Raw genomic sequence first — 18,593 nt, 5'->3', positions numbered from 1 at the left:
GGCCTTCGCCATGTACCGCTCCCTCTCGCGGAAACGACGAAGCCCGAGCCCCCTTCGCGGGAGCCCGGGCTTCTGGCGCTTCAGGTCCGAGGGCGCGCGGCGGCTACTCCACCGTCACGCTCTTGGCCAGGTTGCGCGGCTGGTCCACGTCGTTCCCGCGCAGGTCCGCCACGTGGTAGGCGAGCAGCTGCAGGGGGATGGTGGCCACCACTGGCGCCAGCAACGCGCAGGCCGCCGGAATCCGGATGACCTGGTCGGCCAGCGTGGCCACGTGCTCGTCGTCCTCGTCGATGATGGCAATCACCTTGCCACCGCGCGCGCGGACCTCCTCGATGTTGCCGATGATTTTCTCGTACGCGACGTGCGGCTGCTTCGGCGCGATGACCACCACCGGCATCTTCTCGTCGATGAGCGCGATGGGGCCGTGCTTCATCTCACCGCCCGCGTAGCCCTCCGCGTGGATGTACGAGATTTCCTTCAGCTTGAGCGCGCCCTCCAGCGCCACCGGGTGCATGGGGCCACGGCCGAGGAAGAGGAAGTCCTGCGCGTTCATGTACTCGCGCGACACGCGCGTCACGGCCGGCTCGCACTTGAGGACGTCCTCAATCATCTTCGGCACCTTCGTCAGCTGCGTCAGGTGCTCCTGCGCCGCCGGCACGGACAGGGTGCCACGCATGCGGCCCAGCTTCACGGCCAGCAGGTACAAGGCCACCAGCTGCGTGGTGAACGCCTTGGTGGACGCCACGCCAATCTCCGGGCCCGCGTTGGTGAGCACGGAGAAGTCGGCCTCGCGCGTCATCGCGCTGCCAATGACGTTGCAGATGGCCATGGCCGTGGCGCCGCGGACCTTGGCCTCCTTGAAGGCCGCCAGCGTGTCCGCCGTCTCGCCCGACTGGCTGATGGCGATGGCCAGGTGCGTGCCGTCGACGATGGGGTCGCGGTAGCGGAACTCGCTCGCCAGCTCCACCTCGACCGGCAGGCGCGCCAGCGACTCAATCATGTGCTTGCCCGCGACACCGGAGTGCCACGACGTGCCGCACGCGAGGATGGTGACCTTGGTCAGCGAGCGGACCTTCTCCGCCGACAGGTTCCAGCCCTCGAAGTGGACGTCGCCTTCCGACAGGAGCATCCGGCCGCGCAGCGTGTCCGCGACGGCGCGGGGCTGCTCCCAGATTTCCTTGTGCATGAAGTGCTTGTGGCCGCCCTTCTCCGCCATCATCGGCGTCCAGTCGATGCGGCGGGTGGGCCGGTTCACCTTCTGGCCCTGGCGGTTGAAGATGTCCACGGCCGCCGCGGTGATGACGGCCATGTCCCCCTCTTCCATGTAGACGAAGTCGCGCGTGTGCTCGAGCAGCGCCGGCACGTCGCTGGCCAGGAAGTTCTGCCCCTGGCCCAGGCCCAGCACCATGGGCGAGGCGTCCTTGGTGCAGACGATGCGGCTGGGGTCGCTGGCCGTCAGCACGGCCAGCGCGTAGGTGCCCTTCACCTGGGCAATGGCCGCGCGCACCGCGTCCGGCAGCTCCAGGCCGCGCTCCAGCTCTTCGGAGATGAGGTGCGCGAACACCTCCGAGTCCGTCTCCGAGGAGAAGACGTGCCCACGCGAGCGCAGCTGCTCCTTGAGCGACAGGTGGTTCTCGATGATGCCGTTGTGCACCACCGCCACGTCCTTGTACGTGTGCGGGTGCGCGTTCTCGTCGGAGGGACGCCCGTGGGTCGCCCAGCGGGTGTGCCCGATGCCGATGTTGCCTGGTGGCTGGTCCGCCACCACCCGGTTCTCCAGATTGCGGAGCTTGCCCGTGGCCCGCACGACGTTGAGCTTGCGCTGATTCAGCACCGCAACGCCCGCCGAGTCATAGCCACGGTATTCGAGCCGCTTCAGACCCGACACCAGGATGGGGGCTGATTCCTTGTCACCGACGTATCCAACAATCCCGCACATAGTTGCACCTCTCTCTCACGCCCACGCCCGCCGGAGCAATCCGCGGGATTCCCCTACATCCCTGCCGGGCAGCGCTCTGCCTGGTACCCAAGCAAGAGCCGCGCCGACTACCCCGCCCGCGCCTTCGCCTGCCGCGCCTTCTTGGTGGCCACCCAACCCTCCTTGGTCACCTGTGGCGTCCGGGACACAGCGAGGCTCCCGGGAGGCACATTTTTCGTCACCGTGGTGCCCGCGCCGACATACGAGCCGTCGCCAACCTTCACGGGCGCGACGAGCTGGGTGTCGGAGCCGATGAACACCCCATCCCCCAGTTCAGTCAGGTGCTTGTTCACCCCGTCATAGTTACAGGTGATGGTGCCCGCCCCCACGTTGCACCCGGAACCAATGACAGCGTCTCCCAGGTACGTGAGATGGTTGGCCTTCGAACCTTTTCCGATGCGGGCCTTCTTCGTCTCCACGAAGTTGCCCAGATGCACGTCCTCGGCCAGCTCCGTCCCGGGGCGCAGCCGCGAAAAGGGGCCAATGACGTTGCGCTCCCCCACCCGGGCCTCTTCCAGCACGGAGTAAGGCTTGATGACGGTGCCGTCCGCCACGGTGGAGGCGTGCAGCACGCTGCCCTGGCCAATGGTGCAGCCCTTGCCCACCACGGTGCCGGCGGCCAGCGTGACGGAGGGACCGATTTCGGTGTCGGGCCCCACGGTGACGCCTTCCTCGATGTAGGCGGTGGCGGGGTCCTGTAGCGAGACGCCGGCGCGCATGTGCGCCTCATTGATGCGCTGTTGCAGCACGCGCGCGCGGGCGGCCAGCTCCACCCGGTCATTCACGCCGGCCGTCTCCGTGGCGTCCGCCTCCACCGAGCCCACCGGGCCCCGCTTCGCGGCCATCTCCACCAGGTCGGTGAGGTAGTACTCGCCCTGGGCGTTCTGCGGCTTGATTTCAGCCAGCGCCTTCCAGAGGAAGTCCGCGTCCACGGAGTAGATGCCGGCGTTGCACTCGCGCACCGCGCGCTGCTCCGGGGTGCAGTCCTTGTGCTCCACGATGCGCGTCACCTTGCCACCGTCGCGGATGACCCGGCCGTAGCCCGTGGGGTCCTCCAGGGTGGTGGTCACCATGGCCAGCTTGCCGCCCGCCTGGTCATGGGCGGCCAGCAGCGCCTCCAGCGTCTCGCGGCGCAGCAACGGCACATCGCCGTAAAGAATGAGGACCCGTCCGGAGTACCCCTTCAGGGCCTCCTCCGCGGAGCGCACCGCGTCCGCCGTCCCGCGTTGCTCGCGCTGGAGCGCGAAGCGCAGGGGGGCATCCGGGAAGAGGCCTCGGACGGCCTTCTCCACCGCTTCCGCCTGGTGGCCCACCACGGGGACCACCGACGTGGCGCCCAGTTCAAGGGCCCGCTTGAGGGGATACGCGCAAAGGGGCCGACCGAGGATGGGGTGAAGGACCTTCGCCTTCTCCGACTTCATCCGCGTGCCCTTGCCCGCGCACAGCACCACCGCCGCCAGAACGCTCATGCGGCGGAGAATTAGGGACAGCCAATCGAGTCGTCAACCGCGCGAGGATCAGAAGGCGTGACGGTGTCCACCGGCCGTGCCTTCGCACTGACCGAGACGCACAGGGTGTTGCGCTGAATCGTGATGCCGAAGCTGGGCTTCAAGAAGACCGTCACCTCGGCCGCGGTGGGCGCGGCGCCAGGTAGGGCCTTTTTCTCGGGTATGGCTTGCGTGCTCATACGCTCCCCCGGACGCGATTCATGATGGGACCAGGATGCACGCCGCCGAAGAACAATCCAAGAGGAAAAATGCTGTCAGGCTGAAATCCTGGTCCTGACCATACGGTTCGTGCATACCGGGACACATGTAGTCCGTCTGGTCCCCTGGCGTCGCCGGACTGGAGGGTAGGCTTTTGTCGCCCGGGTAACACATCACCCAGGACGAAAGCCAGCGATGGACTGTTCAGACAGCGCGAGGAGGGCTGAACCCGTGAAGGACACGAGCTTCCGCGGTGCGGTGCTGAAGCGAGGGCTGCTGGCCGCGGTGATGATGGTGGCGTGTGTGGCGCAGGCGGCGCGGCCCTACCGGGGCGGCGCGGTGGCCACGGCCTACCCGCAGGCGAGCGCTGCGGCGTTGGAGATGCTGGAGAAGGGCGGCAACGCCACGGACGCGGCGGTGGCGGCGGCCTTCGTGGCGGCGGTGGTGGGTCCCTACCACTCCGGCGTTGGCGGCGGCGGCTTCGCGCTGGTGCACGACGCCAAGAGCGGCGACACGAAGGTGTTGGATTTCCGCGAGGTGGCCCCCAAGGCGGCCACGCGCGACATGTACGTGAAGGACGGCAAGGTGGTGCCGGGCCTGTCCACGGACGGCGCGCTGAGCGTGGCGGTGCCGGGCGCCGTCGCGGGCTACCTGGAGCTGCTCAAGGCGCACGGGAAGCTGAAGCCGGCGGTGGTGCTGGCGCCGGCCATCGCGGCGGCGCGCAAGGGCATGTGGGTGACGCCGCGCTACCGCACCATGGCGGAGGGCCGGCTGGCCTGTCTAAGCCGGGACGCGGAGGCCTCACGCGTGTTCCTGGTGAAGAACGCCCAGGGCCAATGGGAAGCCCCGCCCGTGGGGCACGTCATCCGCCAGCCGGACCTGGCGCGCACGCTGTCCTCCATCGCGAAGGGGGGCGCCAAGGCCTTCTATGCGGGGCCGGTGGCGAAGGCCATCGCCACGTCGGTCCAGGCTGGCGGCGGCATCCTCACCCAGGAGGACCTCGCGGCCTACAAGACGCGGAGCGCCACGCCCCTGGAGGGCACGTACCGCGGCCACCGCATCCTCACCATGCCGCCGCCGAGCGCGGGGGGCGTGGCCGTCATCCAGGTGCTGACCGCCATGGAGCAGCTGCGTCCCCAGGGCGTGACGTTCCGCGACGCGGAGGCGCTGCACCTCTACGCGGAAGCCGTGCGGCGGGCCTACGTGGACCGCGCGAAGTACCTGGGGGACCCGGCCTTCGTGGACGTGCCCCTGGCGCGGCTGGTGTCGCCCGGCCACGTCGCGGACCTGGCGGGCTCCATCGACCCGAAGAAGGCCACGCCCAGCGCGTCGCTGCTGGCGCCGAAGGAAGGCGTGCGGGGCTCCACGCTGACGGACGAGCCCACCACCCTGACGCCCGAACCGGAGAAGAAGAACACCACGCACATCTCCGTCATCGACAAGGACGGCAACGCGGTGGCGATGACGACCACGGTGAACTACGGCTTCGGCTCGTGCATGGTGGCCAAGGGCACCGGCGTGCTGCTCAACGATGAGATGGATGACTTCGCCGCGCAGCCGGGCGTGCCCAACGCATACGGCCTGGTGACGGGCGAGCCCAACGCCATCGCACCGGGCAAGGTGCCGCTGTCCTCCATGGCCCCCACGCTGGTGTTCGCCAAGGAAGACCCCCGGCGCGTCATGCTCGCGGTGGGCAGCCCTGGCGGCTCCACCATCCCCACCACCGTCATCCAGGTCATCAGCAACGTGGTGGACCACGGCATGGACGTGGCGCGCGCGGTGAATGAAGGCCGCTTGCATCACCAGTACCTGCCCGACGAGCTGTGGGTGGACAAGTGGGGCCTGGAGCCGGCGACGCTGTCCGTGCTGGAGGCCAAGGGCCACAAGGTGCGCCGCGTGGAACAGTGGGGCGACGCCGAGGCCGTCTACAGCGACCCGAAGACGGGGCTGCGCTTCTCCGCGAGCGACCCGCGCAACGAGGGCGCCGCCCTGGGACAGGATTGAGCAGTGCCCACCCCACCGCCCATCTTCGACGCCCACCTCCACCCGGAGAGCCTGAGCGACCAGGATTTGGAGTCCATGCGCTTCTTCGGCGTGGAGCGGGCGCTGGTGGTGGCGCACCACTTCCCGGAGCCCACGTCCAAGGCGCTGCTGCGGCACTTCGATGACCTGGTGGAACGCCAGCTTCCCCGGTTGGAGCGCCTGGGCATCCGCGCCTACGCGGCCCTGGGCGTCCACCCACGCTGCATCCCCCGGCGCGGCTTGAGCGAGGTGCTGTCCGCGCTGCCTGACTACTTCCAGGGCGGGCGCGTGGTGGCCCTGGGCGAGACGGGCCTGCACACGGGCGGCGAGGAGGAAGAAGAAGCCTTCCTGGAGCAGCTCGCGCTGGCCCGCAGCCTCAAGCTGCGCGTGGTGGTGCACACCCCCACCGCGGACAAGGAGCGCCACACGCGGCGCATCCTCACGCTCCTGCGGCAGTCGGGCCTGCTGCCCTCGCGCGCGCTGGTGGACCACGCCAACGCCCGGACGGTGCGCACCATCCTGGAGGTAGGCCACTGGGCCGGGCTGACGCTGCACCCCGAGGCGCTCAAGGCCGAGCGCGCGGTGGTGCTGGTGCGGCGGCTGGGCAGTGAGCGGCTGATGCTCAACTCCGACGCGGGCGACGGCGCCGGGGACATCCTCGGCCTGGCGCGCGCCGCCAACCTGCTGACCAAGGCCAACCTGTCCGCGCGCATCGTCCGCCGCATCACCCACGAGAACGCCGCTCGCTTCTTCCAGGTGGGCAACTGACGCTCGCGCGGCGCCGTACCGCCACCGTGGCCGGCGCCCGTTGACCCGGGTCCGCCATCCTCCATGGCGGAATCTTGCGATGAAACGGCGCGCTCTTCGTCATTCCCATCAGGAGCACGCAGCGGAAATAGGCCGGTCCCCCGCACGTTGCCCCCTCACCCGCGCTGGGAGTGGCATTTGCACCGCTTGGTCGTCTTCGTCGTCAGCCTCGCGCTCGCAGGCTGCGCTGGCTCGTCATCCGCCCAGCGCCCTGCGTCATCCACCGAACCTCCGGTGCCTTCCGCGCCGAGCCCCCTGGAGCCTGACGCAGGACGCCAACTGACCGCCCCACCCGGGCGCTTCCTGGCGGCCTGCCTGTGCGATGTGCAACGGGCCTCGGCGCGCATCAACGCCTTGCTGTCACTGCCCGAGCCCCGGAACGTGGAGGCGGCCCTCACCGCCTACGACGACGCCATCGCCCTGCTGGATGACGCCAACGGCCGCGCGGGCATCGGCGCCAACACCCACCCGGACGCCGCGTTCCGCGCGGCGGCGGCGCGCTGCGCCCAGGCCGCGGATGGCATGCGCACGGACGTGTCGCTCAACCCCCACGTCTACGCGGCCCTGGCCGCGCTGGACCTGAGCGGGCAGGACACCGCCACCCAGCGATGGGTGGACCTGGTGCTGCGGAACTTCCGGCGCGCGGGGGTGAACCGGGACGAGGCCACCCGCGCGCGGCTGCGCGAGCTGAACGACGCCCTCACCCGGCTGGGACAGGCGTTCAGCCAGCACATCCGCGAAGACGTCCGGCACGTGGACGTGGCCCCCGAAGCGCTGGAGGGCTTGCCCGACGATTACATCCGGGACCATCCGCCCGGGCCCGACGGCCGGGTGCGCGTCACCACCGACGCTTCCGACGCCCTGCCCGTCCTGACCTACGCGCGCGACAGCAGCGCCCGCGAGGCGCTCTGGCGCGCGGGCCAGCAGCGCGGCCATCCCCGCAACCTGGAGACGCTGACACGCCTGCTCCAGACGCGTCACGACCTGGCCACGCTCCTGGGCTATCCGAGCTGGGCCGCCTACGCGTCCGAGGACAAGATGGTCCGGCACCAGCACGTAGCCGAGGACTTCATCGAACAGCTCGCCACCGCCACCACCACGCGCGTGCAGGACGACTACACCGCGCTGCTGGAGCGCAAGCGGCGCGACGTGCCCGGCGCGTCCCGCGTGGAGCCCTGGGAGCAGACGTACCTCAAGGAACAGGTGCGCGCGGAGCGCTACCGCTTCGACTCGCGCGAGCTGCGGCCCTACTTCGAATACACGCGGGTGAAGCAGGGCGTGCTGGACATCACCTCGCGGCTCTTCGGGCTCACCTACCGCCGCGTCCGGGATGCGCAGGTGTGGCACCCAGACATCGAGGCCTGGGACATCTACGAGGGCCCCACGCGCCTGGGGCGCTTCTACCTGGACATGCACCCGCGCCCGAACAAGTACGCCCATCCGGCGCAGTGGGACCTGGCCACCGGCCGCGCGGGGAGGACGCTTCCCGAGGGCGTGCTGACGGGCAACTTCCCGCGTCCCGGCGCCCACCCCGCGCTGCTCCAGCACTCCCAGGTGCAGACGTTCTTCCACGAGTTCGGCCACCTGCTGCACCACGTCCTCGGCGGCCGGGCGCGCTGGGCCGGCCTGTCCGGCTCGCGCACGGAGCGCGACTTCGTGGAAGCGCCCGCCCAGGTGCTGGAGGAGTGGGCCTGGCGCCCGGAGTCACTCCAGACGTTCGCCCGGCACGTCGTCACCGGCGAGCCGCTGCCCACGGAGACCATCCTCCGGATGCGGCGCGCGGACGCCTTCGGCAAGGGACTGTGGCTGCGCCAACAGCTCTTCTACGCGGCCGTCAGCCTCCAGCTCCACGCGAGCGACCCCGCGGGCGTGGACACCACCGCGCGGGTGAACGCGCTCCAGGAGCGCTACATGCCCTTCCCCGCAGTGGACGACACCTACGCCCATCTCTCCTTCGTCCAGCTCGACGGCTACTACTCCTCCGCGTACTACGCCTACCTCTGGTCGCTCGTCATCGCCCGGGACCTGCTCACACCGTTCCTGGAGCACGGGCTGATGGACACCTCCACCGCCCAGCGCTACCGGGACACCGTGCTGGGTCCGGGCGGCTCCCGTGACGCGGCGGACCTGGTCCGGTCATTCCTGGGCAGGGACTACGGCTTCGAGGCGTATACCCGTTGGCTGGACGACGCCTGACGCTGCTCGTCAGGGCCTGTAAAAACCAAGGGCCCCGCGATGTGAATCGCGAGGCCCCTTGGGTTGTGAATCCGTCAACCCGTTGACACTCCGCTCACGCGGCGTCAGCGCTCAGTGCACCGCGGGTGCGGATGCCGCCTGCTCGGGCTGCAGGGTGATGCCCTGGGAGCCCGAATCGAAACGGACCTGCACGGGGACGCCCTGATAGCGGTACTGGGCCAGGGAGTCAGCCGCCTCGTCGAGCTGGCGCTGATAGCGCTCCTCGAGCTCCACGGCGATCAACAGCATCGTCTCGCCCGCGTCCTCGACGCCCGGGCGGTACACCTGGCACCGCTGGAACCGCGCCCAGCGACCGTTCTCCATCTTCACCAGCTCGCCGTCGTAAGCCATGCGCAGCTCCTCTGCCGTAAATCCGACGGAATCCAATGTAGGGCCGGATTAACTCCCTGTCATCCCCCCACTTGAAAATTCGTCAAAAGCCTGGAAGACCAAGGGGTTACAAGCACAACTGGCAGGCATCCAGGCGGGCAGCCAGGGCAACTGCTCAAAAATGTAAATTGAGCGGGCCGTCAACGCGGTTAAGGCCGGCCTCGCGGGGCGGTGGCACGGGAGCAGTGCGTCACCTATGCTTTGGGGGAGATGAAGCTGCCCGGACTGTTCCGCAAAGAGCGCACCACCATCCAGGCTGCCGACGCGCAGGACCACGCCGAGCGGCTCCTCGCCGAGTCGCTGCGCATGCTGGGCCAGGTCTGCGCCAAGGTCGCGGACGCCATCGAGGCGCAGCGGCTGTCCCGCCAGGGGTATACGCACAACACCTACCTGCGACGGACCGACGGCGACGAGGACGACACCGCCAAGAAGGCGTAGACGGGTGGCTCGCCATGGCCACCGACTCCAACGCTGACGTGCCCGTCCCCTGCCTGGCCTCCGCGCCCACGTGGCGGGACGCTGGCATCCGCATGCCCATGCCCGCCCTCCAGGACACGGAGGGCCCCCGCCTGCCCGAAGGACTGCCGCCCGTGGTGGACGCGCACGTCCACCTCTTCCCGGACCGGGTGTTCGACGCGGTGTGGCGCTGGTTCGACCAGTACGGCTGGCCCATCCGCTACAAGCTGCACACGCGGCAGGTCGTGTCCTTCCTCCTGTCGCGAGGTGTCCACCGGGTGGTGGCGCTGCATTACGCCCACCGGCCAGGCATGGCCCGCGCGCTCAACGCCTACGTGGCGGAGGTGGCCCGGGAAGAGCCTCGGGTGCTGGGGCTCGCCACCGTGCTCCCGGGCGAACCCGATGCCACGGCCGTGTTGGAAGAGGCGTTCGACGCGGGCCTGCGTGGGGTGAAGATTCACTGCCACGTTCAATGCTTCTCACCTGACGCGCCGCACCTTCACGAGGTGTATTCCGCGTGCGCGAAGGCAGGCCGTCCGCTCGTCATGCACGCGGGGCGGGAGCCCTCCAGTCCCCATTACAACTGCGACACCTACGCGCTCTGCGCCGCGGAGCGGGTGGAGCGTGTACTGAAGGACCATCCCACGCTGAAGCTGTGCGTGCCCCACCTGGGCGCGGACGAGTTCGACGCCTACGCGCGGCTGCTCGAGCGGCACGACAACCTCTGGCTGGACACCACCATGGCCCTGGCCGGGTACTTCCCCGTCCCCATCCCCCGCCGGGCGCTGGAGGTCCGGCCCGAGCGCATCCTCTACGGCACGGACTTTCCCAACATCCCCTACGCCTGGGACCGTGAGCTGCGGACGATGCTGGGGATGAAATTGGATGACGCGGTACTGGCGGGCATGCTGGGGCAGAATGCGCTCCAGCTGTACGGAGCGTGAGCCCCGTGGACACCCGGCCCCGGATGCAAGCCTCGTCCTCCCGGGCCGTTCGCTGTTGAAAAGCATCGGGGCCCCTTCCGGAATGGAAGAGGAGTTCCCATCATCCTGCCCATAGAATTTCGCGGCGCCACACCCAGCCGCAGCTTCCGAGGCCCTGCCATGTCCCACATCCTGGTCGTCGATGACGACGCGAGCCACCGCACGCTCATCTGCGATGCACTCGAGGAAATGGGCTATCCCACGGTTCAAGCGGCCAACGGTCGTGAGGCGCTGGACCTGCTGGAGGGAGACATGCCCTCCGCCGTGCTGCTCGACTTGCGGATGCCAGTCATGAGCGGTTGGGGATTGCTCGACGCACTCAAGAAGATGCCCCGTGCGCGGGGTCTGCCCATCATCATCATCTCCGGCTACGGCTTCGAATGGGAGGCCGAGCTCGTGGGCGCCGCGGGCTACATCTCCAAGCCCGTGGACCTGGACAAGGTGCGGATGACGGTGCAGCAGATTGCCGGTCCGCCGGAGATGTCGCTCGTCCACTGAGACGGCACCGTAGGGCCAGCGGGCATCCCCCTGTTGACGGGTGGGGATTGTCCCCCGGTGCCGGGCTCGGGTGAGATGGAGGACATTCCATGATGCCCTCTCTCACTGATGACCTGGCGGTCGACGCCCGCGGCCTGCAGAAGCGCTTTGGCGGCTTCAGCGCGCTCAACGGCCTGGACCTGCAGATTCCCCGCGGCGCCTTCTACGCGTACCTGGGCCCCAACGGGGCCGGGAAGTCCACCAGCATCGCCTTGCTGACCGGGGTGTACGGTCCCGACGCGGGCTCCATCCGCATGCTCGGGGTGGACGCGGTGGCCAGGCCCATGGAAGTGAAGCGCCGCGTCGGCGTGGTGCCGGAGGAGCTGAGCCTCTTCGAGCGGCTCACCGGCCGGCAGTACCTCACCTTCTGCGCGCGCATGTACGGGCTGGACGGCGACGAGGCCGCCGCGCGCGCCACCGAGTTGCTGGAGCTGACGGAGCTCACCTACAAGGCGGGAGCGCTGGTGGCGGAGTACTCCAAGGGCATGCGCCGGAGGCTCGCCATCGCCGCGGCGCTGATCCACGCGCCGGAGCTGGTGCTGCTGGATGAGCCCTTCGAGGGCATCGACGTGCTGGCCGCCGGCGTCATCCGCGAGCTCCTGCGCGAGCTGAGCCGCCGAGGGGTGACGCTGCTGCTCACCACGCACGTGCTGGAAATCGCCGAGCGGCTGGCCACGCACGCGGGAATCATCCGCGGCGGCCGGATGCTGGACCAGGGGCCGGTGGGCTCGCTGCTGTCGCGTTACGAGTGCCCGTCGCTGGAGGCGGTATTCGAGAAGCTCATCTCCGTGCCGGCCTCGCGCAACGCGCGCCTGTCCTTCTACGGTGAGGCGCCCGCGTCCGTGACGCCGCTGCGCCAGGAGACCGCATGAGCCGCCCCGCCGTGCCCGGCTTCTTCCGACACCTGTGGCTGCTGTGGGGGCTGCGCTTCGACATCGGGTTGAATCAGGGTCCCGGACGCAGCCGGCTGCTCGCGGTGGCCGCCTTCGCCGCGTCGAGCGCGCCGGGCCTCTTCCTGGGCCTGACGTTCTTCGCGCTGATGCGGCTGCGGCCCATCGCGGAGAGCGATGTGTGGCCCTACTTCATCCTCAACCTGCTGTGCTTCGTCACCTTCTCGGTGTGGGTGACGTGGCCGCTGTTGTCCGCGGGCGTGGATGACCACTCCGAGCTGAGCCGCTACGCCGCCTTCCCCATCTCCCCCTTCCGGCTGCTCATCGCGTCGACAGTGGCCAGCCTCTTCGAGCCGCGCGCGCTCGTCTTCTACGCGCCGCTCACCGGGGCCGCGCTGGGCTTCGCGTCCGTCTACGTGCTGTACATGCCGTGGCTGGCGGTGGTCCTCTACGTCCTCTTCGCGCTCCTGTGCGCGGCCTGGAGCCGGGTGGCGCTGTACGCCGTCATCAACGTGCTGAGGGAGAAGCACAGCGCGGAAATCATGGGCGGAGGACTGGCGCTCTTCCTCCTGGGCGCGTCGTTCATTCCGCCCATCGACACCTCGTGGCTGACGGCGGTGGGCGAGGCGGGCGTGGACGCGCTGGACATGTCCCTCATCATCAACGCGGCGGTGGCGCTGGGCCGCGTGCCCCCGGGTCTCTTCGGAGACGCGCTGGCGCAGCTCGCCTGGCACCGGCCCCGGGTGGCCATGCTCGAGGCGGCGGCGCTGCTCTTCTTCGCGGGCGTGGGCATGGCGGTGGCCTACGCGCTCCTGATGCGCTTCCACCGGCAGGCGGGCCGCGCGGGGGGCTCACGCAAGGACTCGGGTGACAGCAACCCGTTCGCCACCACGCGGACGCGCTACACCACGCTGGTGACGCGCGAGGCCCTGGACCTGTGGCGCAACCCGCGCGCGCGGCTGCTGGCGTCGGTGCCCTTCATCCTGGCCATCCTGTTGAAGCTGCTGTCCGGAAGGGACTTGTTCGTGTTCCTCCTGGGCGGCTCGGCGGATGCGTGGCTGATGGGGGGCCTGTGCATCTACGGCGCGGTGGTGATTGCGTCCACGTTCTCCCAGAACACCTTCGCGTACGACGGACAGGGTTTCGCGGCCTTCCTGGCGGCGCCCCTGGACCTGGCGGACGTGCTGCGCGCGAAGAATCAGGTGCAGGGCGCGGCGGCGCTCGGGATGGCGGCGCTGGTGGCGCTCTTCTACCGGGTGTACTTCGGCTTCGGCACCGGGCTGGACATGCTGTGCGCCATGGCGGCCGTGGGAGCCGTGGTGCCCATGCTGCTGGCCGCGGGCAACTTCCTGTCGCTGTACTTCCCCGTGAAGTTCCACGCGAGCCTCAAGCGGCGAGACAAGGTTCCGCTGACAGCCTCCATGCTGGGCATCCTCGCGGCCAGCGCGGGCTGCATGCCCTTCGGCTGGGCGCTCAAGCTGGCGGGCAAGGAAGGGCCCACGTGGCACACGGCGGCGATGATTCTCCTGGCCGCCGCGTTGAACGTGGCGCTGTATCGCGGGGTGCTTCCCCTGGCGCTGCGGCTGCTGGAGCGGCGGCGTGAAGTGGTGCTCCAGGCGGTGACGCGGGAGTAGCGCGCGCGGCCCTCCCGGGGGTGATAGACGGAGGGGCCATGCCCATCGCCGAGCTGAACGGACAGGGAATCTACTTCGAGGACTCCGGTGGAAACGGCCGGCCCATCATCCTGGGCCATGGTTTCCTCATGGACCACCGGATGTTCGACGCGCAGGTGGCGGCGCTCGCTCCCGAGTTCCGCGTCATCCGCTGGGATGCCCGCGGCTTCGGGCAGACACGCTGGGACGGCAAGCCCTTCACGCCGTGGGACTCGGCCGCGGACTGCGTGGCGCTGCTGGACCACCTGGGCATCGAGCGGGCCGTCGTGGGCGGCATGTCCCAGGGAGGCTACAGCGCGCTGCGCGTGGCGCTGAAGCACCCCGGGCGCGTCCGGGCGCTGGTGCTGATGAGCACCCGGGGCACCAACGACGACGCGCCCACCCGCGCCGCCTACCAGCAGTCCGCCGACATCTGGGAGACGCAGGGCCCCATCGACCCGCTGGTGCAGGGGTTGGCGCAGGCCATCATCGGGGACACGCGCTACTTCGACACCTGGCTGCCGCGCTGGCGGCAAATCCCCGGCGGACACTTCGCCAACGCCATCCGCTCGCTCATCGACCGGGACGACATCTCCGGGCGGCTGACGGAGATTCGCTGCCCCGCCATCGTCTTCCACGGGCTGGAGGACCACGGCATGCCCCCGGTCCACGGCGAGCACCTGCACCAGACGCTGCCCGGCAGCGTGCGCTTCATCCCGGTTCCCGGCGCCGCGCACGCGGCGAACATGACGCACCCGGAAGCCGTCAATCCGGCGCTGCTAGAGTTCCTGCGCGCCCACGCCTGACACGCGAAAGCCGCGGACGCCTCCAAGCGCGCCCGCGGCTTCCTGTCCCCCGCTTCGCTGACACTCAGTAGGCGATGTTGTAGCGGGCGGCCTGCGCCTTCACGCCCTTCATCACGTTGGCGTCGAAGGCGTCCTCCTTCTCGGGGGCGTTCTTCGTCAGCCACGCCTCGCGCTCTGCGGCCAGCGTCTCCGCCTTCTTCTCCAGCGCCTTCTTCTCCTCGGAAAGCGCCTTCACCTTCGCGACCTGCGCCTCCTTGGACATGCCCTTGAGTTCGGAGGGGAGCTCGTCCGCTTTCACCCCATCCAGCGCGGACGGCGCCTCCACCAGGTCCACCGCGCCACCCACCGCCTTGGGCGCGCTGCTCGCGGGGGCTCCCGCGGCCCCACCGCCGCGCGTCTTCTTCATGTAGCTGATGCGCTCGGCCGCAGCCTCCGGCGCCAGCGCCCCCATGGAAGCGGCGCGCGCCATGTTCTCCGCCTGGACCTCCCTGCGGCCCGTGTAGAGCGTCTTGGTGGCCAGCTCCGCGTTCACCTTCGCCAGCTCCGCGTCATACGGCGTGGCGACGGCGACCATGCCACCGCCCTGGTCAATGGAGTCGAAGGTGCCGTCCGTCAGCTTCGCCACGAACCGCCACGACACCTCCGTCTCGGCATCCCCGCCGCACCGCACGGTGTTCACGACGATGTGCTTCTCCCGGGCCTTCTTCGCCCAGTGCTTGAAGTCCCAGTCGTCGTTGCGCTGCGCCGGGGGCGCGTCCCCCACCAGGAAGATGGCCTTCATCACCTCGCGGTTCTTGCTCCAGGACAGCTTGGACACGGCCTCGCCCAGTCCGCGCCCCACGTGCTCGGGCGTATCCCCGCCGCCCCCCGCCTCGAACTTGCGCAGGTTGGCGAACACCGTGTCCAGGTCGTCGCTCAGGTCGAAGCGCTTCGTGACGTAGTCGTCGCCCACGTCGCGGTAGGCCACCAGCCCCACCTTCAGGTGCGGCGTCGGACGGCCCTGCGCGATGCGCGAGGCGATGGAGTAGATTTTCCGCTTCGCCCCCTCTAGCAGCCCGCTCATCGAGCCCGTCGTATCCAGCACGAACACCACTTCAATCTCCGGCCGGGCGGCGGCGGGGACCTGCGGCTGCTGGGACGTCGCCGGCTGCGCGGGCTTCTGGTTCGGAGCGGGCTTCGCCTGAGCGGCCGGCGTCGCCGTCTTGGCGGGCGCGGGCTTCTCCACGGGCTTGAAAACCGGGCTCTCCTCGGCCAGGGACAGGGCGGCGGACAGAGCGGTGACGAGCGCGGCCGACAGCGCGGCGCGCGACAGGGACTTGCGGTCCATGGCGTTCTCCAAGGGGAAGGACGACGGCGAGGTTCGAAACGAATGACCTCGCCCCCGGGTCTACGCCCCCGGTCGATTTCTCACACGCGCCGCGGGTTGCACCCGCCCGGCCCTGGCGTTAGGGCACCTTCCGCGTGCGCGTCTTCCATTCGGACAGCTACGAAGTCCCGTTGCCTCCCGGTCACCGCTTCCCCATGGAGAAGTACCGACTGCTGCGCGAGGCGCTCCTGGAGCGGGGCGTGCTCTCCCCGGAGTCCCTCACCGAATCCACGCCCTGCCCACGCCAGGACCTCGCGCGCGTCCACACGCCCCGCTACCTCGATGCGCTGTCCCAGGGCACCCTCACCGACGCCGAGCAACGGCGCCTCGGCTTCCCCTGGTCCCCCGAACTGGTGCGGCGCTTCTCCGCCGCGGTGGCGGGCACCCTCGACGCCGCCCGCGCGGCGCTCCAGGACGGCATCGGCGGCAACCTCTCCGGGGGCACGCACCACGGCTTTCCGGACCACGGCGAGGGCTTCTGCGTCTTCAATGACATCGCGGTGGCCATCCGCGCGCTCCAGGCCTCGCGCGACATCCGCCGGGCCGTGGTGGTGGACCTGGACGTCCACCAGGGCAACGGCACCGCTGCCGTCTTCACCGGCGACGACTCCGTCTTCACCTTCTCCATGCACGGAGAGAACAACTTCCCCTTCCGCAAGCAGCCCTCCCACCTCGACGTGGGCCTGCCGGACGGAACGGGAGACGCGGCCTATCTGGACGCGCTCGCCCTGCACCTGCCCGAGGTGCTCGACAGCGCGGGCGCCTGCATCCTCTTCTTCCAGGCGGGCGTAGACCCGCTCACGGAAGACGCGCTGGGACGGCTGTCCCTCACTCACGCCGGACTGAGAGCGCGCGACAGGCTGGTGCTGGAGGCGGCACGCCAGCGAGGCATCCCCGCGGTGCTCACCCTGGGCGGCGGCTACGCGAAACCCCTGTCCGCCACGATTGATGCGCACGTGGGCACCTATGAAGTGGCCCGTGCGCTGTTCCGCTGAGCCCGCCTGCTCTGGAGCGGCTTGCCCGGGTGCCACGGTGGACGGATGCTGGCACGCACCAGGAGATTCAAGAACATGACCCCATCCCTCCGCCGGTCCCTCATCGGGGGCCTGTTCCTCGTCGGTAGCGCGCTCGCATTGTCCTGCGGCAGCGACGGGCCCTTCTTCCGCATCGCCTTCGACCTCCCCGACACCCTCACCGCCATTCCGGGCGAGAGCCTTCCGGTGGACATCACCGTGCGGCGCGAGGGCGACGACCAGAGCGCGTTCCGCCTCAACCTCCAGAATGCGCCCGAGGGCGTGACGCTCACGCCGGAAATCGTCCTGCCTGAAGGTGAGCCCAGCGTCACTGCGACCGCCACCTATTCGGTGGCGCAGGACACGCAGGCCCGGGGCATGATGCGCGCCCTGCTGATGGCCACCAACGCCACGGAGACGTTCGCGGCCAGCGCCAACATCTTCCTCGTCATCCTTCCGCCGCCCGTGGCCCAGCCGGACTTCTCCGTCACCATCGAGCCGCGCCAGTTGGACCTGTTCGCCGGTCAGAACGAGAAGGTGCGCATCACCGTGACGCGGGCGGAGGGCTTCACCGGCCCCGTCACCGTCGCTCTGGAATCGCCCACCCGCCGCATCAGCATGCCCACGGTCACCATCCCCGCGGACCAGACGTTCGTGGAGCCCTACATCGACACCGACCGCGGCATGACCCGCGTGCCCGTCGCCGCCTCCATCACTGCCACCAGCGAGGACGGACGGCAGGCCAGCACGGGCACCACCATCAACGTGCGCTAGCACCGCCTCGCGAGGCGCACGCCGCAGCCCTCCAGAGCGGCCCACGGACCAGGGGCCAACCCACTGGCATCAGGGGGCTTCGTCCCGGAGCCGCCTCATGCCCGCTTCAATTTGAGCCCCCCGGTCAACTTGAAATCCCCCGTCAGACGGACGACGGGGCCCCGTCCAGCGCCGGAGCCTGCACGCACGACAGCGGTGCACGAAGGGGCCTGGGAGGGATACCTTGAAGACAGCCATGAGCATTTCACCCACCCGCCGGCAGGCCGCGCTGGACGCCCTCAAGCTGGACGACGAGTCCCTCCTGAAGGCGTGTGAGGTGGACTACTTCATCGCCTCGGGCCCGGGGGGCCAGCACCGCAACACCACCGCCAGCGGCGTGCGCCTCACGCATGCCCCCACCGAGCTGTCCGTCAGCGCCACCGAGCGCCGCAGCCAGGTGCAGAACAAGGGCGTGGCGCTGGAGCGTCTGCGCGAGGGACTCAAGGTCCTCACCTTCGTGCCCAAGGTGCGGCGGGCCACCAAGCCCACCGCCGGCTCCAAGCGGCGGCGCCTGGAAGGCAAGAAGCGCACCTCCGAAAAGAAGGCCCTGAGAAACAGCAAGTCTGGCTGGTAACCCAGGGTCCATTCGGACTCCAGTCACCCTGTCGCTGGACAGTCAGGGTGCGCCTAAAGTTTGCGGGCTCGCAGACGTTGCGAGGTCATTTGCTGCTCGCAGGGGCCTCCTCCTGGGAATTTGCCATGGAGTGTCGGGGACTTGGCTCACCGGGCGGGGAGGCATGAGGTGTGCAAAGACACCCGCGTGTCTCCATTGCCCCAGCCCCCAGGGGTCATTGTGCCCGCAGGACATTCCCCCATGCCCTTGCTCACGGTTTTTCCGCCGCCGTCCCAGAAGTACCGTTCCCGCGCGCCCCGCTGGAAGCTGTGGGCGCCCCTGGCACTGACGCTGGCCGCCTCCGCCGCGTGGGCCCAGGACGACGC

At 69.5% G+C, this 18,593-nt stretch carries 17 protein-coding genes; 12 read left to right on the top strand and 5 right to left on the bottom strand.

Annotated features, from left to right (window positions below):
• Positions 1-103 precede the first annotated feature (103 nt).
• The 3 genes from glmS to FMP39_RS18425 all read right to left on the bottom strand — a co-directional run bounded on the left by glmS (position 104) and on the right by FMP39_RS18425 (position 3,665).
• The gene (glmS, locus tag FMP39_RS18435; RefSeq protein WP_141591662.1) at positions 104-1,939 is read right to left on the bottom strand and encodes a glutamine--fructose-6-phosphate transaminase (isomerizing); all 1,836 of its coding nucleotides are present in this window, start codon (positions 1,937-1,939) and stop codon (positions 104-106) included.
• Positions 1,940-2,046: 107 nt separating this feature from the next.
• Positions 2,047-3,447, bottom strand: coding sequence for a bifunctional UDP-N-acetylglucosamine diphosphorylase/glucosamine-1-phosphate N-acetyltransferase GlmU (gene glmU / locus FMP39_RS18430; RefSeq protein WP_011551502.1), 1,401 nt, complete (start codon positions 3,445-3,447; stop codon positions 2,047-2,049).
• An 11-nt stretch (positions 3,448-3,458) separates the two neighbouring features.
• Entirely contained in the window at positions 3,459-3,665 is a 207-nt protein-coding gene (locus tag FMP39_RS18425) for a hypothetical protein (protein WP_011551501.1), read from the bottom strand.
• Between the two features lie 214 nt (positions 3,666-3,879).
• Here FMP39_RS18425 and ggt point away from each other — a divergent pair, with 214 nt between their 5' ends.
• The 3 genes from ggt to FMP39_RS18410 all read left to right on the top strand — a co-directional run bounded on the left by ggt (position 3,880) and on the right by FMP39_RS18410 (position 8,709).
• Entirely contained in the window at positions 3,880-5,688 is a 1,809-nt protein-coding gene (gene ggt, locus FMP39_RS18420) for a gamma-glutamyltransferase (protein ID WP_141591661.1), read from the top strand.
• A gap of 3 nt (positions 5,689-5,691) precedes the next feature.
• Positions 5,692-6,474 (top strand): TatD family hydrolase, encoded by a 783-nt coding sequence (locus tag FMP39_RS18415; RefSeq protein WP_141591660.1) that lies wholly within the window; start codon positions 5,692-5,694, stop codon positions 6,472-6,474.
• Between the two features lie 177 nt (positions 6,475-6,651).
• Positions 6,652-8,709 carry a M3 family metallopeptidase gene (locus tag FMP39_RS18410; RefSeq protein ID WP_141591659.1) on the top strand — a complete coding sequence of 686 codons (2,058 nt, stop codon included), beginning with the start codon at positions 6,652-6,654 and terminating at the stop codon, positions 8,707-8,709.
• 111 nt (positions 8,710-8,820) lie between these two features.
• On the opposite strand, the gene FMP39_RS18405 is transcribed toward FMP39_RS18410, so the two are convergent.
• The gene (locus FMP39_RS18405) at positions 8,821-9,099 is read right to left on the bottom strand and encodes a hypothetical protein (RefSeq protein WP_141591658.1); all 279 of its coding nucleotides are present in this window, start codon (positions 9,097-9,099) and stop codon (positions 8,821-8,823) included.
• Between the two features lie 249 nt (positions 9,100-9,348).
• On the opposite strand from FMP39_RS18405, the gene FMP39_RS18400 reads away from it, so the two are divergent.
• From FMP39_RS18400 to FMP39_RS18375, 6 genes are all read left to right on the top strand, one after another.
• The gene (locus tag FMP39_RS18400; protein ID WP_141591657.1) at positions 9,349-9,576 is read left to right on the top strand and encodes a hypothetical protein; all 228 of its coding nucleotides are present in this window, start codon (positions 9,349-9,351) and stop codon (positions 9,574-9,576) included.
• 14 nt (positions 9,577-9,590) lie between these two features.
• Complete coding sequence (locus tag FMP39_RS18395; protein WP_141591656.1) at positions 9,591-10,538, top strand: amidohydrolase family protein; 948 nt, start codon at positions 9,591-9,593, stop codon at positions 10,536-10,538.
• A gap of 159 nt (positions 10,539-10,697) precedes the next feature.
• Positions 10,698-11,075 (top strand): response regulator, encoded by a 378-nt coding sequence (locus FMP39_RS18390; protein WP_011551495.1) that lies wholly within the window; start codon positions 10,698-10,700, stop codon positions 11,073-11,075.
• 89 nt (positions 11,076-11,164) lie between these two features.
• Complete coding sequence (locus FMP39_RS18385; RefSeq protein WP_141591655.1) at positions 11,165-11,986, top strand: ABC transporter ATP-binding protein; 822 nt, start codon at positions 11,165-11,167, stop codon at positions 11,984-11,986.
• Positions 11,983-13,638 carry a hypothetical protein gene (locus tag FMP39_RS18380; RefSeq protein WP_141591654.1) on the top strand — a complete coding sequence of 552 codons (1,656 nt, stop codon included), beginning with the start codon at positions 11,983-11,985 and terminating at the stop codon, positions 13,636-13,638. The genes FMP39_RS18385 and FMP39_RS18380 overlap by 4 nt, the downstream gene beginning before the upstream one ends.
• 38 nt (positions 13,639-13,676) lie before the next feature.
• A complete protein-coding gene (locus FMP39_RS18375) occupies positions 13,677-14,462 on the top strand; it encodes an alpha/beta fold hydrolase (RefSeq protein WP_141591653.1) in 786 nt (261 codons plus the stop codon).
• 64 nt (positions 14,463-14,526) lie between these two features.
• Here FMP39_RS18375 and FMP39_RS18370 read toward each other — a convergent pair whose 3' ends face one another.
• On the bottom strand, positions 14,527-15,789 hold the full coding sequence (locus FMP39_RS18370; RefSeq protein WP_194858451.1) for a VWA domain-containing protein: 1,263 nt from the start codon (positions 15,787-15,789) through the stop codon (positions 14,527-14,529).
• 134 nt (positions 15,790-15,923) lie between these two features.
• On the opposite strand from FMP39_RS18370, the gene FMP39_RS18365 reads away from it, so the two are divergent.
• The 3 genes from FMP39_RS18365 (at position 15,924) to FMP39_RS18355 (ending at position 18,228) form a co-directional block, all read left to right on the top strand.
• A complete protein-coding gene (locus tag FMP39_RS18365) occupies positions 15,924-16,823 on the top strand; it encodes a histone deacetylase (protein ID WP_090484597.1) in 900 nt (299 codons plus the stop codon).
• A gap of 75 nt (positions 16,824-16,898) precedes the next feature.
• Positions 16,899-17,615, top strand: coding sequence for a hypothetical protein (locus FMP39_RS18360; protein WP_228558094.1), 717 nt, complete (start codon positions 16,899-16,901; stop codon positions 17,613-17,615).
• Between the two features lie 235 nt (positions 17,616-17,850).
• The gene (locus tag FMP39_RS18355; protein WP_026113834.1) at positions 17,851-18,228 is read left to right on the top strand and encodes a peptide chain release factor-like protein; all 378 of its coding nucleotides are present in this window, start codon (positions 17,851-17,853) and stop codon (positions 18,226-18,228) included.
• Positions 18,229-18,593 lie beyond the last annotated feature (365 nt).

The sequence above is a fragment of the Myxococcus sp. AB056 genome (assembly GCF_006547365.1).
Classification (GTDB): Bacteria; Myxococcota; Myxococcia; order Myxococcales; family Myxococcaceae; genus Myxococcus; species Myxococcus virescens.
Note: the sequence above shows the minus strand (reverse complement) of the source record. Positions and strands in the feature narration are given on the sequence as shown.

Bases quoted from the DNA above. Each gene is read 5' to 3' on its own strand.
- FMP39_RS18380 (WP_141591654.1), top strand. From the start codon at position 11,983: ATGAGCCGCCCCGCCGTGCCCGGCTTCTTCCGACACCTGTGGCTGCTG.
- FMP39_RS18355 (WP_026113834.1), top strand. From the start codon at position 17,851: ATGAGCATTTCACCCACCCGCCGGCAGGCCGCGCTGGACGCCCTCAAG.
- FMP39_RS18390 (WP_011551495.1), top strand. From the start codon at position 10,698: ATGTCCCACATCCTGGTCGTCGATGACGACGCGAGCCACCGCACGCTC.
- ggt (WP_141591661.1), top strand. From the start codon at position 3,880: ATGGACTGTTCAGACAGCGCGAGGAGGGCTGAACCCGTGAAGGACACG.
- glmS (WP_141591662.1), bottom strand. From the start codon at position 1,939: ATGTGCGGGATTGTTGGATACGTCGGTGACAAGGAATCAGCCCCCATC.
- FMP39_RS18395 (WP_141591656.1), top strand. From the start codon at position 9,591: ATGGCCACCGACTCCAACGCTGACGTGCCCGTCCCCTGCCTGGCCTCC.
- FMP39_RS18370 (WP_194858451.1), bottom strand. From the start codon at position 15,789: ATGGACCGCAAGTCCCTGTCGCGCGCCGCGCTGTCGGCCGCGCTCGTC.
- FMP39_RS18425 (WP_011551501.1), bottom strand. From the start codon at position 3,665: ATGAGCACGCAAGCCATACCCGAGAAAAAGGCCCTACCTGGCGCCGCG.
- FMP39_RS18360 (WP_228558094.1), top strand. From the start codon at position 16,899: ATGACCCCATCCCTCCGCCGGTCCCTCATCGGGGGCCTGTTCCTCGTC.
- FMP39_RS18405 (WP_141591658.1), bottom strand. From the start codon at position 9,099: ATGGCTTACGACGGCGAGCTGGTGAAGATGGAGAACGGTCGCTGGGCG.
- FMP39_RS18375 (WP_141591653.1), top strand. From the start codon at position 13,677: ATGCCCATCGCCGAGCTGAACGGACAGGGAATCTACTTCGAGGACTCC.
- FMP39_RS18400 (WP_141591657.1), top strand. From the start codon at position 9,349: ATGAAGCTGCCCGGACTGTTCCGCAAAGAGCGCACCACCATCCAGGCT.
- FMP39_RS18385 (WP_141591655.1), top strand. From the start codon at position 11,165: ATGATGCCCTCTCTCACTGATGACCTGGCGGTCGACGCCCGCGGCCTG.
- glmU (WP_011551502.1), bottom strand. From the start codon at position 3,447: ATGAGCGTTCTGGCGGCGGTGGTGCTGTGCGCGGGCAAGGGCACGCGG.